Genomic DNA, 17,590 nt, shown 5'->3' with positions numbered 1-17,590 from the left:
GATGGCGCGGCCGGAAGCCGTCTAAGCGGCGCGCGCCGCGCCGAACCGTGGCATTGTCATCCCAAGGCGCCCAAGTCCGCATTGACCCGGATGCCCGCCAGCGCATGCCGTACGTCCGCTGCGCAGGCATGATCTGCAAGCGGGCGGAGAGGCGACAGACAGCAGACGTGGGCAAGCGCCCCCGAGCCCGGACACGCCACCGATGAGGAGGATCCCGTGACCCGCAAGGACAGCGTGCGCGCCGCGACCGGCACGGCCAAGGAGAGCGTGCGGCACGCCGCGGAGGTGGTGGCTCCGTATGCCGGTACGGCCAAGGACACCGCCGTGCACCTCACGCACGAGGCGCGTACCAAACTGGCCCCCAAGGTGACCGAGGCCGCCCAGCAGGCCCGGCACCAGTACGACGTGCGGCTGCAGCCCCGCCTGGAGCACGCGCGCGGCGCGCTGCCCCCGAAGGTGGACGCCGCCGCGACCAAGGCCGCCGCCCGCACCCGCAAGGCGGCCCGGCAGGCCACCGACTACACCGCGCCGCGTGTGGAGAAGGCCGTGCGCAGCGCCCGCGCGGCGGCCGAGCCGGCGCGCGAGGAAGCCGTGCTGCGTGGTGCCGCCGCGCTGGCGGCGCTGCGCGGGCAGGTCACGGCGGCCGAGATCGAGAAGCTCGCCAAGAAGCACCGCCGCCGGGCGCGGACCGGCAAGGCCGTCAAGCGGCTCACCCTGCTCGGCCTGCTCGCCGGCGGCGCCTACGCCGCGTGGAAGTGGTGGGACAAGCAGGCCAACCCCGACTGGCTGGTCGAGCCGCCCGCCGCGACCGAGGTCGGCGAGCGCACCTCGCTGAGTGCCGTGGACGGCAGCCCCGGCGCGGTCCTGGACCCCGAGGTCCAGGCGAAGCAGGCGGAATCCGAGGCGGACGAGCGCCACGGCCGCCCGTAAGCGGCGCAGGATCGCGGCACCGTCGCCGCAGCAGAAAGCCCTCCGAACGCGTTTCCGCAGTTCGGAGGGCTTCTTCTGTGGAGCCTAGGGGAGTCGAACCCCTGACATCTGCCATGCAAAGACAGCGCTCTACCAACTGAGCTAAGGCCCCGTCGGGCACCAGAGTACCCGGTACCCGACCGCTTTCCCGACCGGGTATCGCTCCGGACGGTCGCTCTCCGTAGGATGCTTCGCGAGATTCGCGGCAGCGAAGCGAAGGGGAGACGCAATGGACGCAGCACAGCAGGAAGCCACCGCGCGCGCTCGGGAGCTGCAGCGCAGTTGGTACGGGGAGCCCCTCGGGGCGCTCTTCCGCCGTCTCATCGACGATCTCGGCCTCAATCAGGCCCGTCTCGCCGCCGTGCTCGGACTCTCGGCCCCCATGCTGTCGCAGCTGATGAGCGGCCAGCGCGCGAAGATCGGCAACCCTGCCGTGGTGCAGCGCGTCCAGGCCCTGCAGGAGCTGGCGAGCCAGGTCGCCGACGGCAGCGTCAGCGCCGCCGAGGCCACCGACCGGATGGACGAGATCAAGAAGACGGCGGGCGGCTCGGTGCTGAACAACACCACTCAGACCTCCACGACGGGCGCCACCACCGTCCGGCGTGTCGTGCGCGAGATCCAGTCGCTGCTGCGGTCGGTGGCCGCGGCCGGCGACATCATCGAGGCGGCCGACTCCCTCGCCGTCAGCCATCCCGAACTGGCAGAGTTCCTGCGGGTCTACGGAGCGGGCCGGACCGCGGACGCGGTGGCCCATTACGAAGCGCACCAGAACTAGCCACACATGCGGTGAGGGAGCGGACGCGGCGCCATGGGTGAGGTCTTCGCCGGCAGGTACGAGCTCATCGACCCGATCGGGCGGGGCGGGGTGGGCGCCGTGTGGCGCGCCTGGGACCAGCGGCGCCGGCGGTACGTCGCGGCCAAGGTGCTGCAGCAGAGCGACGCGCACACGCTGCTGCGCTTCGTGCGCGAACAGGCGCTGCGCATCGACCATCCGCACGTGCTCGCGCCGGCCAGCTGGGCCGCCGACGACGACAAGGTCCTGTTCACCATGGACCTGGTCAACGGCGGTTCGCTGGCCCACCTGGTCGGCGACTACGGCCCGCTGCCGCCGCGCTACGCGTGCCTGCTGCTGGACCAGGTGCTCTCGGGGCTGGACGCCGTGCACGCCGAGGGCGTAGTCCACCGGGACATCAAGCCCGCGAACATCCTGCTGGAGGCCACCGGCACCGGCCGTCCGCACGTGCGGGTGTCCGACTTCGGCATCGCGATGCGCAAGGGCGAGCCGCGGCTGACCGACACCAATTACGTGGTCGGGACGCCCGGTTACTTCGCGCCGGAGCAACTGCTCGGCGCGGAGCCGGACTTCCCCGCCGACCTGTTCGCGGTCGGCCTGCTGGCCCTGTTCCTGCTGACCGGCAGCAAGCCGGACGCGCAGGCGCTGGTCGACCGCTTCGTGCAGTACGGGGTGCCCGGTGCGCCCGAGGACGTGCCCGAGCCGCTGTGGCAGGTGCTGGCCGCGCTGCTGCAGCCGGACCCGGAGAGCCGGTTCAAGACGGCCAACGGGGCACGCAAGGCGCTGCTGTCGGCCGTGGAGCTGCTGCCCGAGGAGACGGTCGAGGACGAGATCGTCGAGGTCTTCGACCACATCGGGCCGCTGCCGGCCGGATACGGGCCCGACGGACCGACCGGCGGCCCGCGCGGCGGCGACCTCACCGGCCCCCCGGCGCCGGGCACGGGCGGCTTCCCGCCGGCGCCGCCCGTCCCGCAGGGCCCTCCGACGCCGTCCGCCCCGGTGCCGCACGCGGCGCCGGCGCCCGGCCCGGCCCCGTCCGGCCCCGGCTTCCCCGGTGGTGCGCCGGGCGCGTCGCCCTCGGGGTACGGCTTCCCCGCCGCTACGGGGGACGCGCAGCCGTCACCCGGTACGCCGCCGCCCGCGCCGCACCAGAGGCCGTACGAGCCGACCGCGGCGGTGGGCGGGGACCTGCCCCTGACCCGCCCGTACACGGTGGACGGGCCGCGGGTGCCCGCTCAGGCGCCGGCGCCCGCGGAACCGGACACGCCTGCCGCCGGGCCGGTGCGCCCCGGGCCGCCCGCCAAGGTCGCGGTGCCGGTGCTGGTCGTCGCGCTGCTGTGCATCGCCGTGGGGGTCTGGGCGCTGACCGCCGGCTGACGCCCTGTGCACGGCCCGTGCCGGGTCTGGGAGAACACGGCCCGCCAGGCACCCCGGCTCGCCCGGAAGACCGCAGCCGGGCCCTGGAAGGCCGCAGAAGGCCCGCCAGGGCCTCCGGAGCCCGCCGGGGCTACCGGGGCCGCCCGAACTCCTGTCCGGCGTTCTGAGAGCCGCTCCGGCCGTCGTACGGCTGTTGACCGGCTGCCCGGCCGCCCCGACCGGCCGGAGCGCCGGCGGCCGGCCCGGTGACCGCCGTGGCGCCCGCCGCGGCCCTGCGCCGCGCGGCCACCGTCCAGCCGCCGAGCCCGGCGAGCAGCAGCGCGCCGACGCCGATGCCGGTGAACCCGACCGTCCGCAGGTGCCCCGCGTGCTCCGCCTCGGTGGCCGTGCGGCCCGTCGCGGCCAGCTCCCGGTCCTCGGGCGTGACGGAGAAGTCAGCGGCCGGCTGCGCGTACTGGGGGCCGGGCTTCGCCGCGCCCTTGAGGTCCACCCGCAGCGTGAGGTCGGCGCCCTTCTTGAAGAACTTCGCGGCGTCCGGGTTGAGCGAGACCTCCAGGTAGTACCAGCCGGCGAAGCGCATCGGACTGACGGCCTCGTCGTCGCTGAGGCGGTTGCCGTAGTTCACCGGCGCGGTGAAGAGCCGCGCCTCCGTCTGCTTGCCCTCGTACGACACGAAGTCCCCGGCGCTGACCAGGCCGCGCGCCGGGTTGTACGCGGTCAGGCCGAAGGCGTTCGCCACGAAGGTGGAGACGCCCACGCCCTCCTTCCGCCGGCTGCTGGGGAGTTCGGCGCTCACGTTCAGCTGCTGCCCCCAGTCCACCGGCACCCGGTAGAAGCGGGTCTCGCCGGGCAGGATGCGGTCCGTCCACTGCCCCTTGCCCACGGAGGCAGCGTCGTTGAAGCCGGTGCCGCCCCGGACGGACTTCTTCGCGCCGCCCGTGGGGGCCGCGGGCGTGGCGCTGCTCCAGCTGCCCTCTCCCGGCTCTCCGGGCGCGGGGCCCTTGAGGGCGGGCTCGGTCATGTAGCGCAGCTCGACCGGCCAGCGGTCGGACGCCGCCGTGGCCTGCCCGGAGCGCTTCACCACCACGTAGTACGGGCCGGCGTGCTGGCACTCCGACAGGTCGTTGCCGATCCGGCGGGCGGCGTAGGCGGCGAGCGGGTACGCCGTCCTGCCGCCCCGGTACCGCACGTCACCGTCGCTGCCGCAGGTCGTGCCGCTGCTGTCCTGGACGGACACGGTCAGCCCGTCGGTGTAGTCCTCGACCTCCGTGCCGGGCGGGGGCGCGGCCACCGCCGAGACGTACGCGGTGGTCCTGCCGTCCAGGGTGAGCTGGTAGCGCTTCTCCTCGCCGCGTTCGAGCGAGTCGGTGTAGAGCCCGGGGGCGATCTTCGGGGCGTCGAACGTGCTGGACGTGCCCTTGACCTCCTCGGCATCCGGAGCGGGCGCGTACGTGGGCGGCGTGGCGGCCCCGGCCGCCCCCGGGAACAGCGCCAGTACGCCGAAGGCCAGCGGGCCGGCCAGCCCCCTCCTGATCGTGCGCCGCGTCACCACGTACTCCCCCTCATCGTCCCGATCCCGAACCGGTACCGCGCTGCCTGGCACGGCCCCTGACGTACGCCACCGCGAGGCCGGCCAGGAGGAGGGCTCCCACACCGAGGCCGGCGGACGCGATCACGGGGCGCGCGGTCCATCCTCCACCGGCGGCCCGGCCGCTGTCCGCCGGGGACGCGGAATCGTTCGGTACGGCCGCGTGCGCCTGCGGGCCGCTCCTGGCGCGGCCCAGCACGGCCACCCGCAGGACCACGCCGATCCGCGGATTGTCCGCGATCTCCGCAGCCTTGGCACCGAGGGTGACGGCGAGGTAGAAGTCGCCGTTCCGGTGCACGGGCACGACGTTGGGGTTGGTCTCGTAGCGGTTGGCCCAGCTGACCGGCACGGTCCCCATGTGCAGCGAGGCGGGCCGCCCGTTGTAGGGCGTCTGCGGGGTGAACTCACCCGTCCCGCCGCCGACGGGCTGCCGCGCCGGGGTGTAGACCTGGGTGGCGCCGTAGGAGGTCCGCGCGCCGTACCCCGTCACGGTGGGCTCGTCGGCGAACTCCACGTCGTAGCGCAGCTGCTGGCCCCAGCCGACCGGGACCTTGTACCAGAGTGTCTGCGAGGGCAGGACCTTGTCGCGCCAGACGCCCTCGCCGATCGCCATGGCGTCGTTGAAGCCGGTGCCTCCGGTGACGTCCTTCGGGGCGCCGGCGGGCAGCCGGGCGTCCTTGCCGCCCGCGCCGTACGCGGGCGCGGGGCGGGCGGGCGTCACGCCCTTCGCGAGCGGCCGCTCGCTGCGGTACGTCAGCTCCAGGGGCCAGCGGGCGGCATCGGAGCCGTCGGCGGCCTCCCGTTCGACCACGAACCAGTAGCGGCCGGCCTTGTCGCAGGTGCCGTTGCCGTCCTCCGCCGGGACGCGGCTGACGCCCGAAGTCAGCGGCGTGGCGCCCTCGTTCTGGCCGAACACCTCGGTGCTGGACTCGCAGACGCTGTCGGTGCCGTACGCGAGCTGGGTGCGCAGCACGGTGGTGGTGTCGACGGCGGCGCCGGGGTGCGGGACGGCGGTGGCGGAGAAGTCGGCGGTGGCGCGGCCGTCCAGGCGGACCGCGTAGAAGCGCTTCTCGCCGGGGCCGATGGTGTCCCGGTACTGGCCCGGCGCGAGGGCGGGTGCGCCGGAGCGGGCGGGCGTGCCCCGCACCTGCTTCCCCCTCAAGTGGTAACCCTCGGCGGAGATCCGGCCCGCGCGCTGCATCTGACGGGCCAGCGCCCTGGCGTCCGGGGCGTCGTAGTAGCGGCCGTTGCCCGCCTTCGCGACGCATTCCAGCTGCTGCCTGGCCCTGCCGCGGACCTGGAAGCCGATGGTGTCGATCCGCAGGTCGGTGCCTGACCTGCCGAGCTGTTCGGCGACCTCGCACGGCGGCGGCGTCCGGCAGGTGTCCTCGCCGTCGGAGAGGAGCACGATGGTGCGGCGGCCGCCGTCCCGCGGGAGGTCGGCGGCGGCCTTCCGCAGCGACAGGCCGATCGGGGTGTCGCCCTTGGGTTCGACGCCGGCCACGGCCTTCTTCAGACCGGCCCGGTCCAGCGGGCGTACCGGCCGCACGAGACGGGTGTCGTCGCAGCCGCTGTCCTTGCCGGCGCCGTAGACGCGCAGGCCGGTGGGGAATCCGTCGGGCAGCGCGTCCGCGAGGGTGCCGACCGCCGTGCGGGCCGCGGCGATCCGGGTGCGCCCGGCGCCGTCCGGCCCGGCCATCGAGCCGGAGGAGTCCAGCACCATGACCATTCCGCCGCTGGTGGCGGGCGGTGCGGCGGCGGCCTGCGGTGCGCCGGGGAGGGCGAGGAGCAGCCCTCCGGTCAGCGCGGCCACCGTCCTGCGGCGTCGTCGTGCCATCGTGCCGTTTCCCCTCCGCGACCCGGCCTATTTGCCATAGCAACCTAGTGATGTGCTAAAGCAAACTCAACCCGTGGAGGTCACAGTCCCGCAACGGCCCAGGACAGACGAAACCCCGGTCACCGACGAGCGCGGCGACCGGGGTCACGTACGTACGGAACTGGGGCTCACACGCCCGAACCTGCGGGCACGGAGTCGGTCGCCTCCGTCCACAGATCCTGCTCGGCGCGATCCGCCTGGATCTGGCGGTACACGAGGAGCCCGCCGATGGCGGCCAGTGCGACCAGGAGAAGCTTCTTCACCGCGCGACCTCGTCTTTCGTTGACGTAGGGGACCTTCGGGGGCCGATGATACACACCGGTCGATATCAATCGGTGACCTCGCCCGGCCCCAACTCCGGAGAAACACAAACGGATCGGCCCGGGCGGAGAACTCTCCGTCCGGGCCGATCCTTGCCGGTGGGGCTAACAGGACTTGAACCTGTGGCCTCTTCCTTATCAGGGAAGCGCTCTAACCGTCTGAGCTATAGCCCCTGGCTTGTTGCCGCCTCGCTGGCTGCACCGAAAGATTAGCGCACTTCAGAGCCATGACCCAAATCGATGACCGGGCGGGGTCCGAAAGCCCCTCGGCGGCGGGCCGCACCAGGTCATTCGTCCTCGGCCAGGGTGAGCTCCACACCGCCCACGAAGCCGGCCGAGAGGTTGTAGATGAAGGCGCCGAGCGTGGCCAGCGCGGTCGCCAGCACCACGTCGATGGCCGCGATGACACCGGTGAACAGCAGCACCCGCGGCAGCGACAGGAAGCTCTCCAGGTCGAAGCCCGAACCACCGTCGGAGCTGGTGGCCTGGCTGATCGTGCCGCCGACCGTGGAGAAGACGCCCATCGCGTCCATCACCATCCACAGCACCGACACGGCCACGAGCGTGCACAGCCCCAGCGCGATGGACAGCAGGAAGCTGACCTTCATCACCGACCAGGGATCGGCCCGGGCCACGCGCAGCCGCGCCTTGCGCGTACGCGGGGTGGTCCGGACGCCCGGCCGGGGCACCCGCAGGCCCTGCTTGCCGCCGCCGGTGGCGTACGCGGACGGCGGGCGGTACGGCTGGCCCTCGGCGCCCTGCGGGCGCGGCTCGGGCTGCGGCTGGGCCGCCGGCTGCGGCTGCCTGGTGTCGGTCACGGTTCCCCCCTCGGCGGCGGCCTCCTTCTCGCGGGGCCCGTCACCAGTATCGGAGCCACGGGCGCTGTCCGTCACGGTCGCGGACCCGGACTTCCGCCCGTCGTCCGGTCCGTCCGCCTGCGCACCCGTGGCTCCACTCACGACCTACTCCTCGCGCTACTCCGCCGCGGGCTCCTCGCCCCCGGCCGCCGGGGCCTGGTCCTGCGCCGCGTCATCGGCCGGCTCGTCCTCCGCCGGCCCGTCGACCTCTTCGGCCTCGCGACCGGCCTCGGCGTTCCGAGCGATACCGACGACGGCATCGCGCTTGCCCAGGTTGATCAGTTGGACGCCCATGGTGTCACGGCCCGTCTCCCTGACCTCGTCGACCCGCGTGCGGATCACCCCACCGCTGAGGGTGATGGCGAGGATCTCGTCGCTCGCCTCGACCACCAGCGCGCCGACCAGCTCACCCCGATCCTCCACGATCTTGGCAGCCTTGATACCCAGGCCGCCGCGGCCCTGGACCCGGTACTCGTCCACGTTCGTACGCTTGGCGTAACCGCCGTCGGTGGCGGTGAAGACGAACGTCCCCGCCCGCACCACGTTCATGGAGAGCAGCTCGTCGCCCTCGCGGAAGCTCATCCCCTTCACGCCGGAGGTGGCACGGCCCATCGGGCGCAGCGCCTCGTCCGTCGCGGTGAAGCGGATCGACTGCGCCTTCTTGGAGATCAGCAACAGGTCGTCCTCGCCGGAGACCATCTGGGCGCCGATCAGCTCGTCGTCCGAGCCGTCCTCCTGCTCGCGCAGGTTGATGGCGATGACACCGCCGGAGCGCGGCGAGTCGTAGTCCTTCAGCGGAGTCTTCTTCACCAGGCCCGCCTTGGTCGCGAGGACCAGGTACGGCGCGGCCTCGTAGTCCCGGATCGCCATGACCTGGGCGATCTGCTCGTCCGGCTGGAAGGCGAGGAGGTTCGCGACGTGCTGGCCGCGGGCGTCCCGGCCCGCGTCGGGCAGCTCGTACGCCTTGGCGCGGTAGACCCGGCCCTTGTTCGTGAAGAACAGCAGCCAGTGGTGGGTGGTGGTCACGAAGAAGTGGGCGACGATGTCGTCTTCCTTCAGCTTCGTGCCGCGGACGCCCTTGCCGCCGCGCTTCTGCGAGCGGTAGTCGTCGGTCTTGGTGCGCTTGACGTAGCCGCCACGGGTGATCGTGACGACGATGTCCTCCTCGGCGATCAGGTCCTCGATGGACATGTCGCCCTCGAAGGGCACCAGCTTGGAGCGGCGGTCGTCGCCGTACTTCTCGACGAGCGCGGTCAGCTCCTCGCTGACGATCTGCCGCTGCTTCTCGGGGGAGGCCAGGATCGCGTTGTACTCGCGGATCTTGGCCTGCAGCTCGTCGTGCTCGGCGGTGATCTTCTGCCGCTCCAGGGCCGCCAGGCGCCGCAGCTGCATCTCCAGGATCGCGTTCGCCTGGATCTCGTCGATGTCCAGCAGGCCCATCAGGCCCTCGCGCGCCACGTCGACCGTGTCGCTGCGCCGGATCAGCGCGATGACCTCGTCGATCGCGTCCAGGGCCTTGAGCAGACCGCGCAGGATGTGCGCGCGCTCCTCGGCCTTGCGCAGCCGGAACTTCGTCCGGCGGACGATGACCTCGATCTGGTGCGTCACCCAGTGGCGGATGAACGCGTCCAGGGACAGCGTGCGCGGCACGCCGTCGACCAGCGCCAGCATGTTGGCGCCGAAGTTCGTCTGCAGGTCGGTGTGCTTGTAGAGGTTGTTCAGGACGACCTTGGCGACGGCGTCCCGCTTGAGCACGATGACCAGGCGCTGGCCGGTCCGCGAGGAGGTCTCGTCGCGGACGTCGGCGATGCCGCCGATCTTGCCGTCCTTCACCAGGTCGGCGATCTTCTGCGCGAGGTTGTCGGGGTTGACCTGGTACGGCAGTTCCGTGACCACCAGGCACTGGCGGTTCTGGATCTCCTCGACCTCGACCACCGCGCGCATCGTGATGGAGCCGCGCCCGGTGCGGTACGCCTCCTCGATGCCCTTGCGGCCCACGACCAGCGCGCCGGTCGGGAAGTCCGGGCCCTTGATCCGCTCGATCAGGGCTTCCAGCAGCTCCTCGTTGGAGGCCTCGGGGTGCTCCAGGTGCCACTGGGCGCCGGCCGCGACCTCGCGGAGGTTGTGCGGCGGGATGTTGGTCGCCATGCCGACCGCGATGCCGGCCGAGCCGTTGATCAGCAGGTTCGGGAAGCGGGACGGCAGGACCGTCGGCTCCTGGCTGCGGCCGTCGTAGTTGTCCTGGAAGTCGACGGTCTCCTCGTCGATGTCCCGGACCATCTCCATGGACAGCGGCGCCATCTTGCACTCGGTGTACCGCATGGCCGCGGCCGGGTCGTTGCCCGGAGAACCGAAGTTGCCGTTGGAGTCCACCAGCGGCATCCGCATCGACCACGGCTGCGCGAGGCGGACCAGCGCGTCGTAGATCGAGGAGTCGCCGTGCGGGTGGTAGTTACCCATGACGTCACCGACGACACGGGCGCACTTGTAGAAGCCCTTCTCGGGGCGGTAGCCGCCGTCGTACATCGCGTACAGGACGCGGCGGTGCACCGGCTTGAGGCCGTCCCGGACGTCGGGCAGGGCACGCGAGACGATGACGGACATCGCGTAGTCGAGGTAGGAGCGCTGCATCTCCGTCTCGAGCCCGACGGGCTCGACGCGCATGCCCACGCCCTCGATGGCGGCGGGCGCGCCCTCGGCGGTCACGCCGTCCGGGGTCACAGGGGGGTTCTCGTCGGCCATTGCTGTTCAAAGTCCTTTCGAGCTGCGGCTGCGTTACGGGCCGACGGGCTCAGATGTCGAGGAAGCGGACGTCCTTGGCGTTGCGCTGGATGAAGGAGCGACGGGCTTCGACGTCCTCGCCCATGAGCACGGAGAACAGGTCGTCGGCGCGGGCGGCGTCGTCCAGCGACACCTGTCCGAGCACCCGGTGGTCGGTGTCCATGGTCGTCACGCGCAGCTCTTCGGCGTTCATCTCGCCCAGACCCTTGAAGCGCTGGACCGAGTCGTCCTTGATGCGCTTGCCGGCCTGCTTGCCCATCTCGATGAGGGCGTCGCGCTCGCGGTCGGAGTAGGCGTACTCGAAGTCGTCCCGGCCCCACTTGATCTTGTACAGCGGGGGGCGCGAGAGGTAGACGTGCCCGGCCTCCACCAGCGGCCGCATGAAGCGGAAGAGGAAGGTGAGCAGCAGGGTGTTGATGTGCTGGCCGTCGACGTCGGCGTCCGCCATCAGGATGATCTTGTGATAGCGGAGCTTCTCGATGTCGAAGTCCTCGTGCACGCCCGTGCCGAAGGCCGAGATGAGCGCCTGGACTTCCTGGTTCTGCAGGATCTTGTCGACCCTGGCCTTCTCGACGTTCAGGATCTTGCCGCGGATCGGGAGGATCGCCTGGTACTCGGGGTTACGGCCGGACTTGGCCGAGCCGCCCGCGGAGTCACCCTCGACGATGAAGATCTCGCACTTGGTGGGGTCGTTGGACTGGCAGTCGCTGAGCTTGCCCGGCAGCGACGCGGTCTCCAGCAGGCCCTTGCGGCGGGTCAGGTCGCGCGCCTTGCGGGCTGCGACGCGGGCCGTGGCGGCCTGGATGCCCTTGCGGATGATGTCCGCTGCCTCGTTGGGGTTCCGGTCCAGCCAGTCCGTGAGGTGCTCGTGGACGACCTTCTGCACGAAGGTCTTGGCCTCGGTGTTGCCCAGCTTGGTCTTGGTCTGGCCCTCGAACTGCGGCTCGCCGAGCTTGACGGAGATGATCGCCGTCAGGCCCTCGCGGATGTCCTCACCGGTGAGGTTGTCGTCCTTCTCGCGCAGCAGCTTGCGGTCGCGCGCGTACCGGTTGATCAGGCCCGTCAGCGCGGCGCGGAAGCCCTCTTCGTGGGTACCGCCCTCGTGGGTGTGGATGGTGTTCGCGAAGCTGTAGACACCCTCGGTGTACTGGGTGTTCCACTGCATCGCGATCTCCACCGAGAGCATCCGCTCCTTGTCCTCGGCCTCGATGTCGATGACCGTGGGGTGGACCGTCTCGCCCTTGCGGGAGTTCAGGTACTTCACGAAGTCGACGAGGCCGCCTTCGTAGTGGTACGTGACGGAGAGCGGCTTACCGTCCTCGTCGACGTGCGCCTCGCGCTCGTCGGTGAGCCGGATGGTGAGGCCCTTGTTGAGGAAGGCCATCTCCTGGAAGCGCCGGGACAGCGTCTCGAAGCTGTACTCGGTCGTCTCGAAGATGTCGCCGTCGGCCCAGAAGGTCACCGACGTGCCGGTCTCGTCCGTGGCCTCGTTACGGGCCAGCGGCGCGGTCGGCACACCCTGCTTGTAGTCCTGCGTCCAGCGGTAGCCGTCCGTCTTGACCTCGACGGCGACCTTCGTGGACAGCGCGTTGACGACGGAGACGCCGACGCCGTGCAGACCACCGGAGACCGCGTAACCGCCGCCGCCGAACTTGCCGCCCGCGTGCAGGACGGTGAGCACGACCTCGACGGCCGGCTTCCCCTCCGAGGGGATGATGCCCACCGGGATACCGCGGCCGTTGTCCACCACGCGGACCCCGCCGTCGGGCAGGATCGTCACGTCGATGGTGTCGGCGTGGCCGGCCATCGCTTCGTCGACGGAGTTGTCGACGACCTCCTGCACCAGGTGGTGCAGGCCGCGTTCACCGGTGGAGCCGATGTACATACCCGGTCGCTTGCGAACCGCGTCCAGGCCCTCAAGGACAGTGATCGCACTGGCGTCGTACGACTTCTCTTCCGAGGAGCCGCCACTGGCGCCGGCAGAAGAAACCCCCTCTTCGGTAGAAGCCGTGATGTTCTCGTTGAGGTCGCCGGAGTCGGCCACGAAGCGCCCTTTCTGGCACAGGCACGAGCCTTCTCCTGCCGCCGGCGGGGAGGCCCCGTGCCGGTCAGGAGCGGCTGCGTCGTTCGACATGTTCCGCGAGTGGGCGGGATTGCTACCAGTCTACCGGTAGCGCCGACACTCATGGGGGTTTGCGGGCGCCTGAGTCCTCACGTGCCGCCCTGAACTGACGTCCGCCGACTCCCCATATCTGGAGCGGGCCCCCAGGGCGCTCACACCGGCCCTCAGCGCTTCGGGCTGTCAACCTCCGACTACCGTGAGCGGAGTCTCTTCTGTCACACCCGAGCATCCCGGACATTCACGCCCGAACCAGCCCCCGGCCAGGACCCTGGTTTCACGTGAAACAGACGACTTCGGCCCCGCATGCGCGGATCAGCCGTAGGTGTCCCCCGGGCCCCTGCTGCCCGGAGCCCGCAGCGAGCCGTACCGCCGGGGCGGGCCGCCCGGACCCAGTACCTTGATCATTTTCACGGACCCGTGCCCCAGGTCCTCGTTCAGCCGGGCCACGAGCGTCGGCGCCAGCAGCCGCAGCTGCGTCGCCCATGCCGTCGAGTCGCACTGCACCGTCAGCACCCGCGCGTCCTCGTCGTACTTCTGAGGCTCGCAGTGCTGCGCCACCTCCTGGCCCACCAGCTGCGGCCAGCGCCCCATCACCCCGCCGACCGCGGCGGGCGTCTCCCAGCCGCGCTCGGTGATCAGACGGTTGATCGCCGCACCCAGCGGCAGCGGGTCCCGCCCGTCGGCACGGGCCCCGGACCTCAGGCCGCCGCCCCGTCTGGCCTGCTTCTTCTGCTGCGCCGCAGCGCCACGCGCCCGGGCCTGCTCCTTGGCGGCCACCAGCGCCTGCCGCGCCAGGTCGATGCCGGACAGCTCCGGCGGCCGGGGCTGCTCGGGCCCCGGCGCGTCCTGTGGACCGGATTGCTCGCTCACTTACGACACCTTCTCCGCGACGCCCTCGGAGACCGCGAACCGCGCCCCCGCCAGCACGCCCGGCACATCGTCGTCCACCGCCGCCGTCACCAGCACCTGCTCGCCCGGCGCCACCAGCTCCGCCAGCCGCTCCCGCCGGCGCGCGTCCAGCTCGGCGAAGACGTCGTCCAGTACGAGGACCGGCTCATTGCCCTCGGCCCTGAGCAGGTCGTACGAGGCCAGCCGCAGCGCCAGCGCGTACGACCAGGACTCGCCGTGGCTCGCGTACCCCTTCGCGGGCAGCCGCCCCAGCTTGAGGACCAGGTCGTCGCGGTGCGGGCCGACCAGGGTCACGCCCCGCTCGATCTCGTTCTTCCGGGCCTCGCCCAGCGCCTCCATGAGCAGCCCGTACAGCTCCTCGCGGTTCGACGCCTCGGCCAGCCGCTCACCTACCGAGCCCCGGTACTCCAGCGCGACCGGGCCGCCGCCCGGCGCCAGCTGCTCGTACGCCTTGTCCGCCAGCGGCTCGAGCGTCGCGATCAGGTCCAGCCGCTGTGCCAGCAGCTCGGCACCCGCGCGCGCCAGGTGCTGGTCCCACACGTCCAGCGTGGAGAGGTCCATCTTCCGGCCGCCGTGCCGGCGCGCCAGCGCCGCGCTCTTGAGCAGGGTGTTCCGCTGCTTCAGCACGCGGTCGTAGTCGGAACGCACGCCCGCCATCCGCGGCGATCGCGCGGTGATCAGCTCGTCGAGGAAGCGCCGCCGCTCGCCCGGGTCGCCCTTCACCAGGGCCAGGTCCTCCGGAGCGAACAGGACCGTACGCACGATGCCGAGCACGTCACGCGGCCTGACCTGCGACGACCTGTTGATCCTGGCCCGGTTGGCCTTGCCCGGGTTCAGCTCCAGCTCGATCAGCTGCTGCCGGTCGCCCTGCACCACCTGGGCCCGTACGATCGCCCGCTCCGCGCCCATGCGGACCAGCGGCGCGTCGGAGGAGACCCGGTGGCTGCCGAGGGTGGCGAGGTAGCCGACCGCCTCGACGAGGTTGGTCTTGCCCTGGCCGTTGGGTCCGACGAAGGCGGTGACGCCCGGATCGAGCGGGACCTCGACCCGGGCGTACGAGCGGAAGTCGGCGAGCGACAGATGCGCGACATGCATGACGGGCGCCGACCTCCCCCGGCGTGGTACTGCTGCGGGCTTCCGGGACGCCTGCCCCGGAAGCCCGGTCTGCTTACTTCTTGTTCTCGACCGCGTGGCCGCCGAACTGGTTCCGCAGCGCGGCGATCATCTTCATCTGCGGCGAGTCGTCCTGACGCGAGGAGAACCGCGCGAACAGCGACGCGGTGATCGCCGGCAGCGGCACCGCGTTGTCGATCGCGGCCTCGACCGTCCAGCGGCCCTCACCGGAGTCGGCCGCGTAACCGCGCAGCTTCTCCAGGTGCTCGTCGTCGTCCAGCGCGTTGACCGCCAGGTCCAGCAGCCAGGAGCGGATGACCGTGCCCTCCTGCCAGGAGCGGAAGACCTCGCGCACGTCCGTGACGGAGTCGACCTTCTCCAGCAGCTCCCAGCCCTCGGCGTAGGCCTGCATCATCGCGTACTCGATGCCGTTGTGGACCATCTTCGCGAAGTGGCCCGCGCCGACCTTGCCGGCGTGCACCGAACCGAAGTCGCCCTCCGGCTTCAGCGCGTCGAAGATCGGCTGGACCTTCGCCACGTCCTCGGCGTCGCCGCCGTACATCAGCGCGTAGCCGTTCTCCAGGCCCCAGACACCACCGGAGACGCCGCAGTCGACGAAGCCGATGCCCTTGGCGCGCAGCTCCTCGGCGTGCTTCTCGTCGTCCGTCCACCGGCTGTTGCCGCCGTCGACGACGATGTCGCCCTCGGACAGCAGCTCACCGAGCTCATCGATCGTCGCCTGGGTGGCGGCGCCGGCCGGCACCATGACCCACACGACCCGCGGACCCTGCAGCCGGTCCACCATCTCCTTGAGACTGGACACATCCGCGAGGTCGGGATTGCGGTCGTAACCGATGACCGTGTGGCCGGCGCGGCGGATGCGCTCGCGCATGTTGCCGCCCATCTTGCCGAGACCGACGAGACCGAGCTCCATCAGAGACCCTCTTTGCACATAGTCGTTGCCCTTGTACCTGACCTACAACGAGCCTACGCCCGAAGCTGCGTGCACAGCTGTGGGCTCAGCCGCTCATAAGCCGCAGGTCAACCGCGTCATCCGGGCGGCCGTACGGAGCGGGTCCGCACGGCCGCGCGGCACGGCCCGGGGGCACCGGCGAGACGGGCTCAGCCCGACAGGCGCACCGGCATACCGCGGTCCTGCGAGGGGCGACCCTCGCGCTCCCGGCCGGTGCGCCGCGCAGCTCAGCCCGACAGGCGCACCGGCATGATCAGGTACTTGTACGCGTCGTCCGCCTCGGCGTCGGCGGCGGGCTTGCCGCTCAGCAGCGCGGGCTTGGTGGACGTCGTGAACGACAGCTGGGCCACCGGCGAGTCGATCGCGGACAGGCCCTCCAGCAGGAAGCCGGGGTTGAAGGCGATCGAGATGTCGTCGCCGTCGAGCTGCGCGTCGACGCGCTCCACAGCCTGTGCATCGTCGCTGGAGCCGGCCTCCAGGATCAGCACGCCCTGCTCGAAGCTGAGCCGCACCGGGGTGTTCCGCTCAGCGACCAGCGCCACACGCTTGACGGCCTCGACGAAGGGGGCCGTCTCGATCACCGCGACGGAGTTGAACTCGGTCGGGAAGAGCGTGCGGTACTTCGGCAGGTCGCCTTCCAGCAGGCGGGTCGTCGTACGGCGGCCCGCGCCCTCGAAGCCGATCAGGCCCTCACCGGCGCCGGAGCCCGAGAGCGCCAGCGTGACGGTGTCGCCGCTGCTCAGCGACTTGGCGGTGTCCAGCAGCGTCTTGGCGGGCACCAGCGCGACCGCGGACGCGTCCGGGCTCTCCGGCTTCCACAGGAACTCGCGGACCGCGAAGCGGTAACGGTCGGTCGAGGCGAGCGTGACGGTGTCGCCCTCGATCTCGATGCGGACACCGGTGAGCACCGGGAGGGTGTCGTCACGGCCGGCGGCGATGGCGACCTGGGCGGCCGCGGCGGCGAAGACCTCACCGGGCACGGTGCCGGTGGCGGTGGGCATCTGGGGCAGCGCCGGGTACTCCTCCACAGGAAGGGTGTGGAGGGTGAACCGCGAGGAGCCGCAGACGACGGTCACGCGTACACCGTCTGTGGAGATCTCCACCGGGCGGTTCGGCAGGGCGCGGCAGATGTCGGCGAGCAGCCGGCCGGAGACGAGGACCGTGCCCTCCTCCTCGGTCTCCGCCTCCACCGAGACCCGCGCCGAGACCTCGTAGTCGAAGCCGGAGAGGCTCAGGGAGCCGTCCTCCGCCTTCAGGAGGAGGCCCGCGAGGACGGGCACCGGCGGACGGGCCGGGAGGCTCTTGGCCGCCCAGGCCACTGCCTCCGCGAGTACATCGCGCTCCACCCGGATCTTCACCGGAAACCGCCTCCTGCTGTTGCTGGCTCTCGCCCTGCTGGCCTTCGTCGTCGGCTGGGTTGCCGGAGACCAGTCTGACGCACGCCACCGACAGCCCGTGCGGCTCGGGGTCAAGTCGGGACGAGAGCTCGGAGAGGTCCGGTCCCCAAGTTGTGCACAGCACCCGATTCGAAACGAGTTCCCCGCTAGATATCCGTGGTCGTAGTAGTAGGCCCTGTGGAAACCGTGGACAACTGCTTTCGCGCAGGTCAAAGCCGGTTTTTTGTCCACGGGCGGCTGTGGGCGCAGCCGTGGACAACGGGGCGTCTCTGTGGACCACCGCGGGTTGTGCACACCCGATGCACAGGGGAGGGCGGTTTCTCCCCAGTGCCATCCCCAGTTTTACCCAGGTTCCCCACAGCCCAACCCGGCACTTTGGTGTGACCGCTTTCACTCGAGCCGGTGAGCGGTGGTGTCGCCTTGCCGAACAGTGGACAGCGGTGTGGACGGGGTGTGCACAACATCGCTTTCCCTGTGGGCGGCCGGTGGACAGTCGTGTGCGCAGCCTGGGGAAG

Annotated in this window: 13 protein-coding genes and 2 tRNA genes; 3 read left to right on the top strand and 12 right to left on the bottom strand. The window is 71.3% G+C overall.

Translation table 11 applies throughout. The features are described from left to right. Positions 1-216: 216 nt before the first annotated feature. Positions 217-930, top strand: coding sequence for a DUF5324 family protein (locus C3486_RS11465; protein WP_103832516.1), 714 nt, complete (start codon positions 217-219; stop codon positions 928-930). A 78-nt stretch (positions 931-1,008) separates the two neighbouring features. Here the strand turns inward: C3486_RS11465 and C3486_RS11460 are convergent. After that, positions 1,009-1,081, bottom strand: a tRNA-Ala gene (locus C3486_RS11460). Positions 1,082-1,198: 117 nt separating this feature from the next. Between C3486_RS11460 and C3486_RS11455 the strand changes: the two genes are divergently transcribed. Continuing rightward, entirely contained in the window at positions 1,199-1,744 is a 546-nt protein-coding gene (locus C3486_RS11455; RefSeq protein WP_103832515.1) for a DNA-binding protein, read from the top strand. 33 nt (positions 1,745-1,777) lie between these two features. Next, positions 1,778-3,139 carry a serine/threonine-protein kinase gene (locus tag C3486_RS11450; protein ID WP_103832514.1) on the top strand — a complete coding sequence of 454 codons (1,362 nt, stop codon included), beginning with the start codon at positions 1,778-1,780 and terminating at the stop codon, positions 3,137-3,139. Positions 3,140-3,269: 130 nt separating this feature from the next. On the opposite strand, the gene C3486_RS11445 is transcribed toward C3486_RS11450, so the two are convergent. From C3486_RS11445 to dnaN, 11 genes are all read right to left on the bottom strand, one after another. Next, entirely contained in the window at positions 3,270-4,688 is a 1,419-nt protein-coding gene (locus C3486_RS11445; protein WP_146074985.1) for a hypothetical protein, read from the bottom strand. Between the two features lie 13 nt (positions 4,689-4,701). Continuing rightward, positions 4,702-6,564, bottom strand: a complete 1,863-nt coding sequence (locus tag C3486_RS11440; RefSeq protein WP_103832512.1) for a VWA domain-containing protein — start codon at positions 6,562-6,564, stop codon at positions 4,702-4,704. A gap of 167 nt (positions 6,565-6,731) precedes the next feature. Next, the gene (locus tag C3486_RS37670) at positions 6,732-6,866 is read right to left on the bottom strand and encodes a DLW-39 family protein (protein ID WP_003958712.1); all 135 of its coding nucleotides are present in this window, start codon (positions 6,864-6,866) and stop codon (positions 6,732-6,734) included. 157 nt (positions 6,867-7,023) lie between these two features. Further along, a tRNA-Ile gene (locus C3486_RS11430) sits at positions 7,024-7,097 on the bottom strand. A gap of 113 nt (positions 7,098-7,210) precedes the next feature. Further along, positions 7,211-7,882: a DUF3566 domain-containing protein gene (locus tag C3486_RS11425; protein WP_103832510.1), complete on the bottom strand. Its 672-nt coding sequence runs from the start codon at positions 7,880-7,882 to the stop codon at positions 7,211-7,213. A 15-nt stretch (positions 7,883-7,897) separates the two neighbouring features. Continuing rightward, the gene (gene gyrA, locus C3486_RS11420; RefSeq protein ID WP_103832509.1) at positions 7,898-10,522 is read right to left on the bottom strand and encodes a DNA gyrase subunit A; all 2,625 of its coding nucleotides are present in this window, start codon (positions 10,520-10,522) and stop codon (positions 7,898-7,900) included. Between the two features lie 49 nt (positions 10,523-10,571). Further along, positions 10,572-12,605, bottom strand: a complete 2,034-nt coding sequence (gene gyrB / locus C3486_RS11415; RefSeq protein ID WP_103832508.1) for a DNA topoisomerase (ATP-hydrolyzing) subunit B — start codon at positions 12,603-12,605, stop codon at positions 10,572-10,574. Between the two features lie 390 nt (positions 12,606-12,995). Further along, the gene (locus C3486_RS11410) at positions 12,996-13,553 is read right to left on the bottom strand and encodes a DUF721 domain-containing protein (RefSeq protein ID WP_103832507.1); all 558 of its coding nucleotides are present in this window, start codon (positions 13,551-13,553) and stop codon (positions 12,996-12,998) included. After that, the gene (recF, locus tag C3486_RS11405; RefSeq protein WP_103832506.1) at positions 13,554-14,687 is read right to left on the bottom strand and encodes a DNA replication/repair protein RecF; all 1,134 of its coding nucleotides are present in this window, start codon (positions 14,685-14,687) and stop codon (positions 13,554-13,556) included. Between the two features lie 73 nt (positions 14,688-14,760). Next, positions 14,761-15,639, bottom strand: a complete 879-nt coding sequence (gene gnd, locus C3486_RS11400) for a phosphogluconate dehydrogenase (NAD(+)-dependent, decarboxylating) (protein ID WP_103832505.1) — start codon at positions 15,637-15,639, stop codon at positions 14,761-14,763. Positions 15,640-15,905: 266 nt separating this feature from the next. Continuing rightward, a complete protein-coding gene (dnaN, locus tag C3486_RS11395) occupies positions 15,906-17,036 on the bottom strand; it encodes a DNA polymerase III subunit beta (RefSeq protein ID WP_103832504.1) in 1,131 nt (376 codons plus the stop codon). Positions 17,037-17,590 lie beyond the last annotated feature (554 nt).

Source organism: Streptomyces sp. Ru73 (assembly GCF_002920575.1).
Classification (GTDB): domain Bacteria; phylum Actinomycetota; class Actinomycetes; order Streptomycetales; family Streptomycetaceae; genus Streptomyces.
This window is presented reverse-complemented; position numbering and strand designations above follow the sequence as displayed.

Excerpts from the sequence above, each read along its gene's own strand:
- gyrA (WP_103832509.1), bottom strand. The coding sequence starts at position 10,522 with ATGGCCGACGAGAACCCCCCTGTGACCCCGGACGGCGTGACCGCCGAG.
- C3486_RS11440 (WP_103832512.1), bottom strand. The coding sequence starts at position 6,564 with ATGGCACGACGACGCCGCAGGACGGTGGCCGCGCTGACCGGAGGGCTG.
- C3486_RS11450 (WP_103832514.1), top strand. The coding sequence starts at position 1,778 with ATGGGTGAGGTCTTCGCCGGCAGGTACGAGCTCATCGACCCGATCGGG.
- gnd (WP_103832505.1), bottom strand. The coding sequence starts at position 15,639 with ATGGAGCTCGGTCTCGTCGGTCTCGGCAAGATGGGCGGCAACATGCGC.
- C3486_RS11455 (WP_103832515.1), top strand. The coding sequence starts at position 1,199 with ATGGACGCAGCACAGCAGGAAGCCACCGCGCGCGCTCGGGAGCTGCAG.
- recF (WP_103832506.1), bottom strand. The coding sequence starts at position 14,687 with ATGCATGTCGCGCATCTGTCGCTCGCCGACTTCCGCTCGTACGCCCGG.